The organism is Bacillus sp. RHFS10 (genome assembly GCF_016757475.1).
In the GTDB taxonomy this organism is placed as follows: Bacteria; Bacillota; Bacilli; order Bacillales; family Bacillaceae; genus Bacillus; species Bacillus subtilis_G.
Genome location: NZ_JAESPO010000004.1, coordinates 57,153 through 71,350, shown reverse-complemented (window position 1 = coordinate 71,350; position 14,198 = coordinate 57,153). Strand labels below are relative to the sequence as shown.

The 14,198-nt window shown below is 43.3% G+C and carries 17 protein-coding genes; 11 read left to right on the top strand and 6 right to left on the bottom strand.

The genetic code is table 11. The features are described 5' to 3' along the window. Positions 1-3: 3 nt before the first annotated feature. From oppD to spx, 5 genes are all read left to right on the top strand, one after another. Entirely contained in the window at positions 4-1,080 is a 1,077-nt protein-coding gene (gene oppD / locus JMN17_RS14790) for an oligopeptide ABC transporter ATP-binding protein OppD (protein WP_087993436.1), read from the top strand. A gap of 1 nt (position 1,081) precedes the next feature. Continuing rightward, positions 1,082-1,999 (top strand): oligopeptide ABC transporter ATP-binding protein OppF, encoded by a 918-nt coding sequence (gene oppF / locus JMN17_RS14785; protein WP_087993435.1) that lies wholly within the window; start codon positions 1,082-1,084, stop codon positions 1,997-1,999. Positions 2,000-2,104: 105 nt separating this feature from the next. Next, entirely contained in the window at positions 2,105-3,322 is a 1,218-nt protein-coding gene (locus JMN17_RS14780; protein WP_202328535.1) for an MFS transporter, read from the top strand. A gap of 162 nt (positions 3,323-3,484) precedes the next feature. Next, positions 3,485-4,063 carry a GNAT family N-acetyltransferase gene (locus JMN17_RS14775; protein WP_087993433.1) on the top strand — a complete coding sequence of 193 codons (579 nt, stop codon included), beginning with the start codon at positions 3,485-3,487 and terminating at the stop codon, positions 4,061-4,063. 180 nt (positions 4,064-4,243) lie between these two features. Next, the gene (gene spx / locus JMN17_RS14770) at positions 4,244-4,639 is read left to right on the top strand and encodes a transcriptional regulator Spx (RefSeq protein ID WP_087993432.1); all 396 of its coding nucleotides are present in this window, start codon (positions 4,244-4,246) and stop codon (positions 4,637-4,639) included. Positions 4,640-4,681: 42 nt separating this feature from the next. On the opposite strand, the gene JMN17_RS14765 is transcribed toward spx, so the two are convergent. After that, a complete protein-coding gene (locus JMN17_RS14765) occupies positions 4,682-5,338 on the bottom strand; it encodes a TerC family protein (RefSeq protein WP_087993431.1) in 657 nt (218 codons plus the stop codon). Between the two features lie 184 nt (positions 5,339-5,522). On the opposite strand from JMN17_RS14765, the gene JMN17_RS14760 reads away from it, so the two are divergent. From JMN17_RS14760 to pepF, 4 genes are all read left to right on the top strand, one after another. Beyond that, positions 5,523-5,648: a hypothetical protein gene (locus tag JMN17_RS14760; RefSeq protein ID WP_120698858.1), complete on the top strand. Its 126-nt coding sequence runs from the start codon at positions 5,523-5,525 to the stop codon at positions 5,646-5,648. After that, positions 5,615-6,271 carry an adaptor protein MecA gene (mecA, locus tag JMN17_RS14755; RefSeq protein WP_087993430.1) on the top strand — a complete coding sequence of 219 codons (657 nt, stop codon included), beginning with the start codon at positions 5,615-5,617 and terminating at the stop codon, positions 6,269-6,271. The genes JMN17_RS14760 and mecA overlap by 34 nt, the downstream gene beginning before the upstream one ends. Before the next feature lie 158 nt (positions 6,272-6,429). Then, a complete protein-coding gene (locus JMN17_RS14750; RefSeq protein ID WP_202328446.1) occupies positions 6,430-7,581 on the top strand; it encodes a competence protein CoiA family protein in 1,152 nt (383 codons plus the stop codon). Between the two features lie 230 nt (positions 7,582-7,811). After that, complete coding sequence (gene pepF, locus JMN17_RS14745; protein WP_202328445.1) at positions 7,812-9,641, top strand: oligoendopeptidase F; 1,830 nt, start codon at positions 7,812-7,814, stop codon at positions 9,639-9,641. 35 nt (positions 9,642-9,676) lie between these two features. Here the strand turns inward: pepF and JMN17_RS14740 are convergent, their stop codons facing one another. The 5 genes from JMN17_RS14740 to JMN17_RS14720 form a co-directional block, all read right to left on the bottom strand. After that, positions 9,677-9,844: a hypothetical protein gene (locus tag JMN17_RS14740; protein WP_087993428.1), complete on the bottom strand. Its 168-nt coding sequence runs from the start codon at positions 9,842-9,844 to the stop codon at positions 9,677-9,679. 314 nt (positions 9,845-10,158) lie between these two features. Beyond that, positions 10,159-11,058, bottom strand: coding sequence for a protease adaptor protein SpxH (spxH, locus tag JMN17_RS14735; RefSeq protein ID WP_087993427.1), 900 nt, complete (start codon positions 11,056-11,058; stop codon positions 10,159-10,161). After that, the gene (locus JMN17_RS14730; RefSeq protein ID WP_003239269.1) at positions 11,055-11,453 is read right to left on the bottom strand and encodes a globin domain-containing protein; all 399 of its coding nucleotides are present in this window, start codon (positions 11,451-11,453) and stop codon (positions 11,055-11,057) included. The genes spxH and JMN17_RS14730 overlap by 4 nt, the downstream gene beginning before the upstream one ends. Before the next feature lie 255 nt (positions 11,454-11,708). Further along, entirely contained in the window at positions 11,709-12,446 is a 738-nt protein-coding gene (locus JMN17_RS14725) for a lytic transglycosylase domain-containing protein (protein ID WP_250621914.1), read from the bottom strand. A 14-nt stretch (positions 12,447-12,460) separates the two neighbouring features. Then, positions 12,461-13,033: a CYTH domain-containing protein gene (locus tag JMN17_RS14720; protein WP_087993426.1), complete on the bottom strand. Its 573-nt coding sequence runs from the start codon at positions 13,031-13,033 to the stop codon at positions 12,461-12,463. Between the two features lie 123 nt (positions 13,034-13,156). Between JMN17_RS14720 and JMN17_RS14715 the strand changes: the two genes are divergently transcribed. Beyond that, positions 13,157-13,525 carry a UPF0738 family protein gene (locus JMN17_RS14715; RefSeq protein WP_087993425.1) on the top strand — a complete coding sequence of 123 codons (369 nt, stop codon included), beginning with the start codon at positions 13,157-13,159 and terminating at the stop codon, positions 13,523-13,525. A 27-nt stretch (positions 13,526-13,552) separates the two neighbouring features. Next, the gene (yjbM, locus tag JMN17_RS14710; protein ID WP_087993424.1) at positions 13,553-14,188 is read left to right on the top strand and encodes a GTP diphosphokinase; all 636 of its coding nucleotides are present in this window, start codon (positions 13,553-13,555) and stop codon (positions 14,186-14,188) included. Positions 14,189-14,198: the final 10 nt, after the last annotated feature.

Genomic DNA, 14,198 nt, shown 5'->3' with positions numbered 1-14,198 from the left:
GGAGTGATACGGGTGACACGCCTATTAGAAGTAAAAGATTTAGCGATTTCATTTAAAACATATGGCGGAGAGGTTCAGGCGATCCGCGGGGTGAATTTCCATCTGAATAAGGGAGAGACACTGGCTATCGTCGGAGAATCAGGTTCCGGAAAAAGTGTGACCTCTCAAGCGATCATGAAGCTGATTCCAATGCCTCCGGGTTATTTTAAGCGCGGTGAGATCTTGTTTGACGGAAAGGATCTGGTGCCGCTTTCCGAAAAAGAGATGCAGAATGTCCGTGGAAAAGATATCGGGATGATATTCCAGGATCCGATGACCTCTTTAAATCCGACGATGAAAGTTGGCAAACAAATTACCGAAGTGCTGTTTAAACACGATAAGATTTCCAAGGAAGCGGCGAAAAAACGCGCAATCGAACTGCTGGAGTTAGTCGGTATCCCGATGCCGGAAAAACGGGTCAATCAATTTCCGCACGAATTTTCAGGCGGAATGAGACAGCGGGTTGTCATTGCCATGGCCCTTGCGGCGAATCCGAAGCTTCTGATCGCCGATGAGCCGACAACCGCTCTTGATGTAACGATACAAGCGCAAATTCTCGAATTGATGAAGGATTTGCAAGAGAAAATTGACACATCCATCATCTTTATCACACACGATCTTGGTGTTGTGGCCAACGTTGCTGACCGGGTCGCTGTCATGTATGCGGGACAGATTGTAGAAACCGGTACGGTCGACGAGATTTTCTACGATCCGAGACATCCGTATACGTGGGGGCTTCTTGCATCTATGCCAACACTGGATAGTTCAGGAGAAGAACAGCTGACTGCAATCCCGGGCACGCCGCCTGATTTAACAAACCCTCCAAAAGGAGATGCTTTTGCGCTGCGGAGCTCTTACGCGATGAAAATCGATTTTGAACAGGAGCCGCCAATGTTTAAGGTGTCCGATACTCATTATGTCAAATCTTGGCTGCTTCATCCCGACGCGCCAAAGGTAGAGCCGCCTGAAGCGGTAAAAGCGAAAATGCGTAAGCTGGCAAATACGTATGAAAAACCTGTCTTAGTGAGAGAAGGTGAATAAATTGACTGAGAAACTATTAGAAATCAATCATTTAAAACAGCACTTTGTCACGCCAAAAGGAACGGTTAAGGCTGTAGACGATTTGTCATTTGATATCTATAAAGGTGAAACGTTAGGGCTGGTTGGTGAATCTGGCTGCGGTAAATCGACAACAGGCCGAAGTATTATCCGGCTGTACGAGGCAACCGATGGCGAGGTGCTGTTTAATGGCGAAAATGTGCACGGGAAAAAATCACGGAAAAAGCTGCTGGAATTCAACCGCAAAATGCAGATGATTTTCCAAGACCCATATGCATCCCTGAATCCGAGAATGACAGTTGCTGATATTATTGCTGAAGGCCTCGATATTCATAAGCTGGCGAAAACGAAAAAAGAGCGGATGGAGCGGGTTCACGAGCTCTTGGAAACAGTCGGATTAAACAAGGAGCACGCAAACCGCTACCCTCATGAATTTTCCGGCGGCCAGCGCCAAAGAATCGGGATTGCCAGAGCTCTTGCCGTTGATCCGGAATTTATTATCGCGGATGAGCCGATTTCTGCTTTGGATGTATCCATTCAGGCGCAGGTCGTGAATTTAATGAAAGAACTGCAAAAAGAAAAAGGGCTCACATATCTGTTTATTGCCCACGATTTATCGATGGTCAAATACATCAGCGACCGCATCGGAGTGATGTATTTCGGCAAACTTGTTGAGCTTGCGCCGGCAGATGAGCTTTATGAAAATCCGCTTCACCCATATACAAAGTCATTGCTTTCGGCGATTCCGCTTCCCGATCCGGATTACGAGAGAAATCGCGCCCGCCAGAAATACGATCCGTCTGTCCATCAATTAAAAGATGGGGAAACGATGGAATTCCGTGAAGTTAAACCGGGACATTTTGTGATGTGCACGGAAGCGGAATTTAAAACGTATTCATGATTCATCAATCCTTCAAGAGAAATCTCTTGAAGGATTTTTTGCGCAATCATAGAAAGTGAGAATCATAACATTTACAATTAGAGGAAAAAGCGGAGGCGAAATACGATTCAATTTCTGCATAACAAAAATGTTTTTGCGCTGCTGCTGTCTCAATCTCTTCAATCTTTAGCAGGAGTCCTTGTCACAATCGTTTTAATGGTCCGGGTCTATCAAATGACCGATTCCGTCTTTTTGGCGGGCCTTGTTTTATCGTTCATGTCGTTTGCGAGTATAGCAGCAAGCTTTTGCATCTCTGCGGTGCTTCGCAATCTCGGTTTTAAAAAGGTGCTTGCGGGCGCAAATCTGCTGAGAGCGGTCTTTGCGATACTGATGGCTTTTAGCGTCAGTCATCACGGGCAGGTTTTCTTTTGGATAACGCTGCTGTTTGTGTTCTTTTTTTCTTTCGCGGGCGCCTTTTTTCAGCCGGCAAGATTTGCGCTGCTGCCGATGATCGTGCCAAAAGAGCAATATGTGAAAGCGAATGGCGTGATCTCCCTCTCAAACCAGTTGTTTCTAACAGCAGGCTGGGGGCTGGGAGGCCTTCTGACGTATGCCGTACCTTTTGAACTCGTTGTCGGTGCAGCTATTTGCCTGTTTGTTCTTTCGGGGGCTTCGATTTGTTTGCTACAAGTAAATGAAGAAGCGGCTAATGGCACAGCTGAATCAGCATCTGCCAGAAGTATATGGAAGGATGTAATGGTCATTCCTATTGTAAGAGACATTACTCTAATGGACATAATAGAAGCTTTGGCGGGTTCTGTTTGGTCATCTGCTATTCTCCTCGCATTTACTGCGGCTGTTTTGCATGAAACAGAGGTGTGGTGGGGGATGTTTAACGCTTCTTATTTTATAGGTGCCATTGTGGGCAGCGTGATTGCCATTCGCTTTTCTGCTTTTTTTGAGCGGAAAATGGGGTTTGCCATTATGTTCAGCTCGCTAGTCATGTCGGTGCTGACCCTTTTGTTCTCATTTTCTCCCATCCCGTTTTTATGCGCTCTCGCTTGTGCTGCAATGGGGCCTTTTTATCAGGTGCGTGATATTGGCCAGGAAACCGTGCTGCAGGAGGTCATCCCGGAACAGAAGCGTATCGGGATCATGGCTGCCAAAAATGCGATTTTGACTCCTTGGTCAGGCGTCACCTACTCCATTATGGGGCTCATGGCTGATGCGGCTGGTGCGAAAACGGTTTTTATCACAGCTGCCGCACTATATGGCATGACCTTTTTTATCGCATTGGCGCAGCCCCGGCTGCTTCATTATAAGAGAGAAACCCGCACTCCATGAGACCTTTTTGCATACCCTTCACCATGAACCGAGCACCTGGCTGAAAAAAAATGAAACCAAGGCGGAAGTTCGTACGTCTTTATAGATGTAAAGCTGTTTAAACAAGAAGAAATGGGGTATATCTAAAAGTATGAAGACAATGAACTCATAAGGAGCAAATCAATGAACTGGTATGAAAAGCTTAGCGAGTACTTTCCAATTGAAGAAATGAAATCAAAAGCGCATATGGAAGCTCTTTTGAAAGAGCGGAGCGATGTTTATCATAAAGATGAAGGCAAACATCATATCTTAATGTTTGCGGAATTCGATTCTTTTATCTTCGTTGATTATCTGTATGTGTCTAAGGATGCAAGAGGGCAGGGGCTTGGCGGCAAATTGATCGCGAAGCTGAAAAAGAAAAATAAGCCGATATTGCTTGAGGTGGAGCCTGTGGATGAAGATGATGCTGATACAGAAAAACGCCTGAGATTTTATCAAAGAGAGCATTTCAACCATGCTCAGTCAATTGGGTACCGGCGCCGGTCGTTGGCTACGAATGAAGTAAACAAGATGGAGATTCTGTACTGGTCACCGAAAACAGAATCAGAAGAAGAAATTCTTGAAGCCATGAAACAGACATATGAAAACATTCATACTTATAAAGATGAGAAATGGTACGGGGAATCATACGAAAAAACGGATGAGGTCCTGGAACTCATTGATGAAGAAAAACAAAAAAATATTTTCGATCAGTTAGACTAATTGAGAATCAGAACATATCATTGAAATTAAAAATTTGCTGGATTGACACATTTTTTTCTTAGGATACTGTTCACACTTACTTTTTTATAGTATAATACCTATAAAGATTCCTTTTTTAGAGTAATTTCAATTTAAGAATAAAATAGATGTTCATCCTACTAATTAGAGGAGTGAAGATGAATGGTTACACTATATACATCACCAAGCTGTACTTCATGCAGAAAGGCGAGAGCGTGGCTGGAGGAGCACGATATTCCATTTGAAGAAAGAAACATTTTCTCTGAACCTTTATCAATTGATGAAATAAAACAAATTCTGCGAATGACTGAGGACGGAACAGATGAAATCATCTCCACCCGTTCAAAAGTATTCCAAAAACTGAATGTGAACGTTGAATCTATGCCGCTGCAAGATTTGTACAGCTTGATCAACGAGCACCCAGGTTTGCTTCGCCGTCCGATCATCATTGACGAAAAACGTTTGCAAGTCGGATACAATGAAGATGAAATCAGACGTTTTCTGCCAAGAAAAGTCCGCTCTTTCCAATTAAGAGAAGCGCAGCGTTTGGCAAACTAATAGATCATATCATCAAAAGAAGGCTGAGTCATCAGCCTTCTTTTATTTTTCAACCTGCTGATAATAAATACTCGCAAGAATGACAAACGCGACCGTTAAAATGGGGAGGAGCGTTTCGATTGCCCCGTGCTGCGCCATAAAAAAGGACAGCTTTTTGTCCCTGACAATCATTTCTCCGCCTGTATAAGCAAGCAGCCCGCTTCCCGCGTAAATCAGGAGCGGTATTTTCTCAAGTGCAATGTGGATGAGTTTGCTGCCCCAAATAATAACCGGCACCGATACACACAAACCTATGATCACGAGAGAAAATTCACCGTGTGACGCTCCTGCAACTGCTATGACGTTGTCCAGCGACATAAAGAGATCTGCAAGCACAATCGTTCGTATCGCTCTCCACAGGGAGGTGCTGCTTTTGATGTGCTGCGTGTCTTTTTTTTCAATCAGCAGCTGATATCCTAAATACAGCAGGAAAATGCCGCCGGCGCACTGCAAGAAAGGAATGTTCAAAAGATATACCGCTGCGCTTGTTAATCCGATTCTCATGGCAACGGCGATAAATGTTCCGAGAAGAATGGCTTGCTGTCTTTGCTTGTCCGGCAAATTTCTGCTGGCCATAGCAATGACGACCGCATTATCTCCGCCCAGGATCAGGTCGATCCCCACAATGACAAGCAGAGAAATCAGATAGTCATGCTCCATGAATCGGCACCTCGCTTTCGTTCCATCGCTTGTACTACTACTATATGAGACGGGTTGTATTTTATGATATCAGCCGCAGATATGCCGTTTTTTGGGCAAAGGTGCATTTTTATTTCTTTTGCGGCGGTTTTATCATAAAATAGAAAGACAAAGGAATTCACACTGGCCTTGCTTCAAGGTTAAGATGTGGACGGAATGGGTAAAGTGTAGTAAAGTACTATTAATCGGGAGCTTAGATGTCCCTTCAACATCTTATATAGAAGGGAAGGTTGGCAAATGGAAATTGAAAGAATTAACGAGCATACAGTAAAATTTTATATGTCTTACGGAGATATTGAAGATCGCGGTTTTGACAGAGAAGAAATTTGGTATAACCGTGAGCGCAGTGAAGAACTTTTCTGGGAAGTCATGGATGAAGTTCATGAGGAAGAGGAATTCGCTGTGGAAGGCCCTCTTTGGATTCAAGTGCAGGCACTGGACAAAGGATTGGAAATTATCGTCACAAAAGCCCAGCTTTCCAAAGACGGACAAAAGCTCGAACTGCCGATTCCTGAGGATAAAAAGCAAGAACCAGCATCTGAAGATCTGGACGCCTTGCTGGATGATTTCCAGAAAGAAGAGCAAGACGTCAATCAGGAAGAGAAGGAGCAAAAGCTTCAATTTGTCTTGCGGTTTGGCGATTTTGAGGATGTTATTTCTCTATCTAAATTAAACGTTAACGGAAGCAAAACGACTTTATATTCGTTTGAGAACCGATATTATTTATATGTGGATTTTGGCAATATGACTGATGAAGAGGTTGAAAATCAGCTAAGCATCCTGTTGGAGTACGCAACTGAATCCTCAATCAGCATACACCGTCTTGAAGAATACGGCAAGCTGATTATTTCAGAGCATGCTCTAGAAACGATAAAAAAACACTTTGCATCATAAAAAACCGATTTCTTTTCAGAAATCGGTTTTTTTATGCGCTGATATGCCATTTTTGAGATGTGAAATCGAAAAACTGGCATACGTGTGAAACAGACAGCGAGCAGGAGTAGGTCAATATTTCCAGAAAGTATACCTCATCTGGAAAGGAGAGATGACAATTGTTTAGTGCTGTGACTGAAGATGGCCAAATGTTTCACCTTCTAGGCGCTCAGCGAAGCCAGAAATTAAAGCGGGGACGATTCTTCTGCCCGGTATGCGGGGGAGAGCTTGATGTAAAGCTTGGACTTCAAAAAGCGCCGCATTTCGCTCATAAACAGAACAAGTCCTGTTCGATAGAAGCAGAACCGGAAAGCGCCTACCACTTAGAAGGAAAAAGACAGCTATATGTATGGCTGAAAACGCAACAGGCATCTCCAGTATTAGAACCGTATCTTAAGAACATCAATCAACGACCCGACATCATGGCAAAGATCAAGAGGCGCATGCTTGCTGTTGAGTATCAATGTGCCACTCTTGCTCAAGATGTCTTTCAAAAGCGGACAGAGGGCTTCAAACAAGCAGGGATCATTCCGCAGTGGATTGTTGGAGGCAGCCGCTTAAAAAGAACATCGCCATCCTTTTATCAGCTAACCGCTTTCCATTGGCAGTTTATTCATGACCATCCTCACCGCGAGCTTTTATTTTATTGCCCCGAAACACGCTTTTTTCACCAGCTCAGCTCTAGTATACCGTTTTACACCAACCATTCTTTTTGCTCCGTACAAACTATTCCTATCCACCAGGCATCTGCAGGAGATCTCTTTTTTGCTGAATCTAAATCCTCATTGCGTTATGACAACTGGATGAAGGCTATTCATCGTTTTCGCCATAAACCCCATCGCTTCATCTCAAAAGAAACAAATCGCCTCAGGCTGCTGTTTTATGAGAAACGGCAGACGCCCCTTTCTTTTCTTCCGACTGAAGTGTTTGTCCCTGTTACAAAAGGGGCCGTTTTTAGAAGTCCTGTTTTTGTGTGGCAGGGGTTTCTTTATCTGTTTATAACAGATCTAGGGCATAAACGCGCGCCAATTCGCTTTTCAGCCGTTTTACAGCAGTGCAAACTGCACATTCATAAACAGAACATTGCGCTCAGATACGAATGCAGCGAAGATTGTCTTTCTGAAGCCGTTAAACAGTACATTGATTTTTTGTGCAAGAAGGGATTTTTAAGGGAGACTCAGAAAGAAGTATATATGCTGAATCAGCCTGCAGAGGGCGGACGCTCATTACAGGAACTCTTAGAAAGAGACCGCAGCTGTTTTATAGAATGAGTTTGTCTCATTTGGCTCACCCTAAGACAAAAGGTGGTGGGCTGGCTTTGAGAGGCACAAAAGGAAAGGTTTTTCGAGTTTTTATTGCTTTTTTGGCATTCGTTCTCTTCATTACTGCATATGATTTGACAAAAGGCAGTGAAAAACCGGAAGATATTCACAACGCAAGTTTATTGAGAAACAGCGGTTTTTTCAATTGGCTTGAATCAAAGAAAACAAGGGGGATCACCATGGCTGAGGAAAAAAAAGCAAACCAACTGCCTGACAGAAGTGAGGTAAAGGCAGAAGACACATGGAGACTAGAGGATATTTTTCCTAATGATGAGGCCTGGAATAAAGAATTTCAAGCTGTAAAAGAATTAATTCCGAATTTATCTAAGTATAAAGGGAAGCTGGCAGATTCAGCCGATCATTTATACGAGGCTCTTACGTTTCAAGATAAAGTGATGGAGCGGCTGGGCAGGCTGTACACATATGCGCATATGCGCTCTGACCAAGATACCGGGAATTCCTTTTATCAGGGGCTGAATGACAAGGCGGGAAACCTGTATACACAGGCCGCAAGCGCAACAGCTTATTTGGTTCCGGAAATTTTATCCATAGAAGAAGACAAACTGCAGCAGTTTATTCTTGAAAAAGAAGAACTGAAATTGTACTCCCATGCGATTGAGGAGATTACAAAGGAACGCCCGCACGTGCTGAGCGAGAAGGAAGAAGCGCTGCTTGCTGAAGCTTCTGATGTACTAGGTTCATCTTCCAATACGTTCAGCGTGTTAAATAATGCCGAGATTACATTTCCGTCCATTAAAGATGAAGAGGGAAATGAAAAGCAGATTACTCACGGCAATTTTATTAATTTCTTAGAAAGTGAAAACCGTGAAGTCCGCAAAAATGCATTTGACGCAGTATATAAAACATACGGACAATATAAAAACACAATGGCCACGACGCTAAGCGGCACTGTGAAAAAGGACAACTTCTACGCGAGAGTGAAGAAGTACAAGTCAGCGCGTGAAGCTGCGCTTTCTAACAACAGTATTCCTGAGGAAGTATACGACAACCTCATCAAAACGATTGATAAGCATTTGCCGCTCCTGCACCGTTATATCGCGCTGAGAAAGAAAGTGCTTGAGCTTGATGAAGTGCATATCTATGATCTGTATACACCGCTTGTGAAGGATGCGGGGATGAAGGTCACGTACGAGGAAGCAAAAGATTACATGCTGAAAGGTCTGGCGCCTTTAGGAGAAGAATACGCCTCCATTTTAAAAGAAGGGCTGGAAAACCGCTGGGTCGACATTTATGAAAATAAAGGCAAACGCAATGGCGCTTATTCATCTGGATCTTACGGAACGAATCCGTATATTTTGATGAACTGGCATGATAACGTCAATAATCTCTTTACGCTCGTGCACGAGTTCGGCCATTCCGTACACAGCTACTATACGAGAAAGCATCAGCCATATCCATACGGCAATTACAGCATCTTTGTCGCGGAAGTTGCATCTACGACAAACGAAGCGCTTCTTGGCGAATATCTGCTGAACAATTTAGACGATGAAAAACAGCGCTTATATATTCTCAACCATATGCTTGAAGGCTTCAGAGGAACGGTCTTCAGACAAACGATGTTTGCTGAATTTGAACATCTGATCCATACAAAGGCGCAAGAAGGGGAGCCGCTTACCCCTGAGCTTCTGACGAATGTTTATTACGACCTGAATAAAAAGTATTTCGGAGACGGCATGGTGATTGATAAGGAAATCGGCCTTGAATGGTCGCGGATTCCGCACTTCTATTACAATTACTATGTGTATCAGTACGCGACGGGATACAGCGCTGCCCAAGCGTTAAGCAGCCAGATTTTGAAGGAAGGAAAGCCGGCGGTTGACCGTTATATTGACTTCCTGAAAGCGGGAAGCTCACAATACCCGATTGATGTTCTGAAAAAAGCGGGCGTTGATATGACATCTCCAGAGCCAATCGAAGCTGCGTGCAAAATGTTTGAAGAAAAACTTGATGAAATGGAAGAGCTGCTGATGAAAGTCAAGCAGTCTTAAAAAAGAAGCCTGTGCAGAAATATGCACAGGCTTTTTTAAAACCCTTTAAAGGTTTTACGGTGGTTCAGGCGGTAGAGGGTAAACAAAATAGACAGAAACAGCAGAGGAGAGGTAATATAAAGCGGCAGCATCTGCATCATACCTAGTATATTCAAACAGAAAAAAATGGCTATGCACACAATTGAGATAACAGTATACATGATAGCGTTCCTCCTCGTCCTTTTTCCTTATTAGGATATGAGTGAATGTACTCCGTTATGTTTTGTGACAAAAATATGAACATTAAGCATAGAGGTTGCCAAAGTTCGACATCTTTTGTTATCATAAGGATGTGAAATTGATCACAAACAAACATTACCCCTTTGTTTGACCGTGAAAAATTTCTCCCATCCCCTTTGTTGTCGTTAAGACATATGAAACCGCGCTTATCCCGGCGCGGTTTCTTTAGTGTTATGAATAGAACGTACGTTTGGTTAAGGGCGCAAAAAAACAGCCTCAAGCATATATACGCCTGCGGCTATTTTTCACATGATTGATATTCATCAGAATAAGTGCTGAGAGACTTCCAAAACATTCCGTGTTTGGCCTCCACTTTGGCAACCTTTTTAGCAAACGCCAATTTTTTCATTTCTTTTTCCACCTCTTCAAGGCTCAGGTCATATACCAGAGCAATCTCCTTTGAGGCAACGAAGCGGAAATATTCAATAAAACATTCCAGAGGCGGTGTTTCCGATGGCTTCGGCTCGTCGCCAAGCATCTCAAATAAGATTTCTTCATATACATTATACGAATAGCTGCCGGGTACTTTAAGTCCTTCGTCCTCATGCTGCGTATTGAAAAACGTCAGTGTCGGATTAACGGAAACATCCATCTCAGCGGCGATTTTCATGTCGCATTGAAGCGCCTTGACCGCGCTTTGAGAATGTAGATCGTTTTTGAATTCTTCAAGATCGAGACTCGTTTTTTCCGCAATTTCCAAAAGCACGTTTTCATTCGTAATATTTTTCTTTGAAACAAACAGACTCTCCTGCATATTTCTCAGAAATTGCATGCCGGCTTTTCTTCCTTGCAGTTCGGCTGCTTTAAAAGCGAGAGCAGCCATATAAGGCGATGAAAGAGGGTGGTCTTGCTCGAGCCAGACATTGCCGTCACACGACATGCCGGAGCGGCTCGCGATCTTTTCCCAAGCCTCTGCAAGAAGATGCTTTTTCCGTTTCTTATTTAACGCGGTAAGGCTTGCTGAAGCGATAATGCGTAAGGTGAAAAAACGTCCGTATCTGATTTTTAGCTTTTTCATGACGGGCTCTAAGGACCAGCATTCTGGACATAAAGGGTCTACAAACATATAAATTTCAAGCGGTTTTTTTGGATGGCCGTGACAATGGGCGAAGTATTGCTCATGCTGAAAGTTTGTCAAGATGATCGATCCTCCGCTTCCGTTTGATTCACCATATGCCTTGCGGTCAATTCCAGCCGGCCAAACAAAAACTCACGAATATCGCCCTCGAGCCCTACATGGTCCATTGCGTCATTCATACAGCTGAGCCACGCATCAGCTCTCTCGTTTGTAATTGGAAAGGGAAGATGCCTTGCTCTGAGCATGGGGTGGCCGTGTTCCTCAGTATAAAGCGGAGGACCGCCTAGATACTGAGTCAAAAATTGCTTCTGTTTCCTGGCGGTTTCTGTTAAATCGCTCGGAAAAATCGGCTTCAGCAAAGGATGAGACGCGACACGCTCATAAAAAGTATCAACAAGTTGCGATAGAAGTTCCTCTCCAATCGCTTCATAAGGTGCGTTAAACGATTGTCCCATGTTGACTACTCCTTTAAATATGGCTAATAGGAATCATAAATCCTATTGCAAAAAGTAATTTTATATAGTACATCATTTCATCTATGATTTATTTTAGCAACAAGGCATCATTTCTACAAACAAACTGCCTTTTATGCGTTTGTTAACAAGTTTCGGCTTACAGCCGAGGTTTGTATTTCATATCATATCACATAAAAATCAGGAATGCGTAGGATTTCACTTCGCAAAAAAACCAGAGGGCAAGAGCCGCTCTGGTTACGCGTAATAAGCTGAAGTTATTTTTTTTACATAGTTTTGCGTTTCTTTGAAGGGAGGAATGCCTCCGTATCGGTCAACATTTCCCGGTCCGGCGTTGTAAGCCGCTAATGCCATAGACACATTGCCGTCGTATTTATTCAGCATTTGTTTTAAATATTTCGTTCCGCCCTCCACATTTTGCTGCGGATCCAGTGGATTGGAAACGCCAAGTGAGCTTGCCGTTGATGGCATCAGCTGCATTAAGCCAAGCGCCCCTGCTCCGCTGACAGCTTTTGTATTAAAGCCTGATTCCTGCTTGATGACGGCACGGATTAGTTTTTCATCGACACCATATTTATCAGCGGCTTTTTTAATCGCGCTGTCAATGGAGAAGTCTCCCGAACTGATCTGTTTTGTTTCTTGTTTGTTTGAAGATAATTCTGCAGCAGCTGTTTCTGTGCTCTCTGCCGCTTTTGTGATATAACCCGAATGGCTGTTTGTATATGAGTGAAGCCCATAAGCTGAAAGCAGTGACGGCGCTGTTGAAGAAGCGCTGTTCAGCAGGCTGAGCGGGTTTGACGATGCAGAAGATGCTGGTGATTGCTGATTCGTTAGTCCGTTTGTATATTGGCTGAGCAAAGAGCTGAAGCTTGAGAGCGGGCTTTCCGCATCATTTTGAGTGCCTGTGCTGCGCGCATTAGATATGGACTGTAATGCCTGAAGCTGAAGTAAAGATGCCCAATTCGTTACGTTCACGATGTCATTCCACCTTATATAGACTTTCGTTTTTCTTCATAAAAACGCAAAATTTTATTTTTGGTTTCGCGCTGAGGAATGCTGTATTGCTGAAGCAGCTTCTCAAAGGCTTGTTGGCCCTCATGCCAGTCTGCCGCCTCAAATTCGATTTCAAAGTCCTCTTTATTTAAATATCGGCTGTGGTCTAAAACTATTAAGCCTTTTTCTGTTTCTTTTTCAGCACGGTTTGTTGCTAAAGATCCAAAGTATTGAATGGCGTCTGTGTTAATCTCAAGCTTGTGCAGCTGGTCCTTCACAGGGCCTTCGGGAACTGAAAAGCCAGCAAGATCTGATATCTCTGAAAGCCGCTGGTGCGTTTCCAGAAGCCCCACATCTGCAGGTTCTTTTAATGTCAGGACATATTCACCGTTTTTTCTGCGGATTCGAAGCGCAGCGTGTTTTTGTTTCAGCGAAAAGCTGTCTGTGTCAAAATAGTGATTGTTTTGGTCTGTAAAATCTTTTTCTGTCAGCTTGAGTGCTGAAGTTATTTTCTCAAATTCATGTTGGGTCAGCATGTTTTTAAATTCTATTTCAATTTCTTGGCTCATATTGTTCTTCCTTTCCGCCCTGTAAATCTTATTTTTACTATTATCTCTTTAGATGTTACGTTTATCAATATTGAGCTTGATATGATAAAATGAATCTGTACTTTTTTGAAAAAGGAGAGCATTATGCAAAACAGAATCGAAATCTTAAACGCAATATTATCGGATGATCAGCTTCGCCTTGCCTGTGAGGCAGAAGGAAATGAAGCGGAACGCAAGCCGTCAGGTCAAATGCTTGTTGATTCTGACCACTTTGCTTTTGTATACATACTTGAATTAGCAGATTCTTTTGAATATGTCATTATAAAGGAACATGTATGGCCGGAACTGAAGCGGGCCCATGCACAAAGAATTCCGGTTGTTTTAGAGGCGGGAGACGAATCAATAGAACTGGCTGGCCTGCATGAGGAACTGGAATATCTTTTAGAAAATATTAAAGATAATGTGAACTACGGAGAAGAAATGGAAGATAAAGTGAAACGCGTATTTTTATAGAAACTGGTTCGAATTGGGGGATGTATGATGGATGACAAACAATGGGAGCGTTTTTTAGTGCCGTACCGCCAGGCTGTCGAAGAGTTGAAAGTGAAGCTCAAGGGGGTTCGCACACTATATGAATACGAGGATGTCCATTCGCCGATCGAATTTGTGACTGGACGCGTCAAGCCTGTGGCAAGCATACTTGAAAAAGCGAGAAAGAAAAGCATACCGCTGCATGAAATTGAAACCATGCAGGATATCGCAGGCCTTAGAATCATGTGCCAATTTGTCGATGACATCCAAATCGTAAAAGAGATGCTTTTCGCCAGAAAAGATTTCACCGTTGTGGATCAGAGGGATTATATTGCGGAACATAAAGAGAGCGGATACCGGTCATACCATCTTGTCGTGCTTTATCCCTTACAGACGGTATCCGGAGAAAAGCATGTTCTCGTGGAAATACAGATCCGTACGCTGGCGATGAATTTTTGGGCGACCATTGAGCATTCATTGAACTATAAATACAGCGGAAACATTCCTGAAAAAGTAAAACTAAGGCTTCAGCGTGCTTCTGAAGCAGCTTCCCGGCTTGATGAAGAGATGTCGGAGATCAGGGGTGAAATACAGGAAGCTCAAGCTGCCTTTTCAAGAAAGAAAAAAGGAAGCGAGCAACAATAGTAAAGGGGAA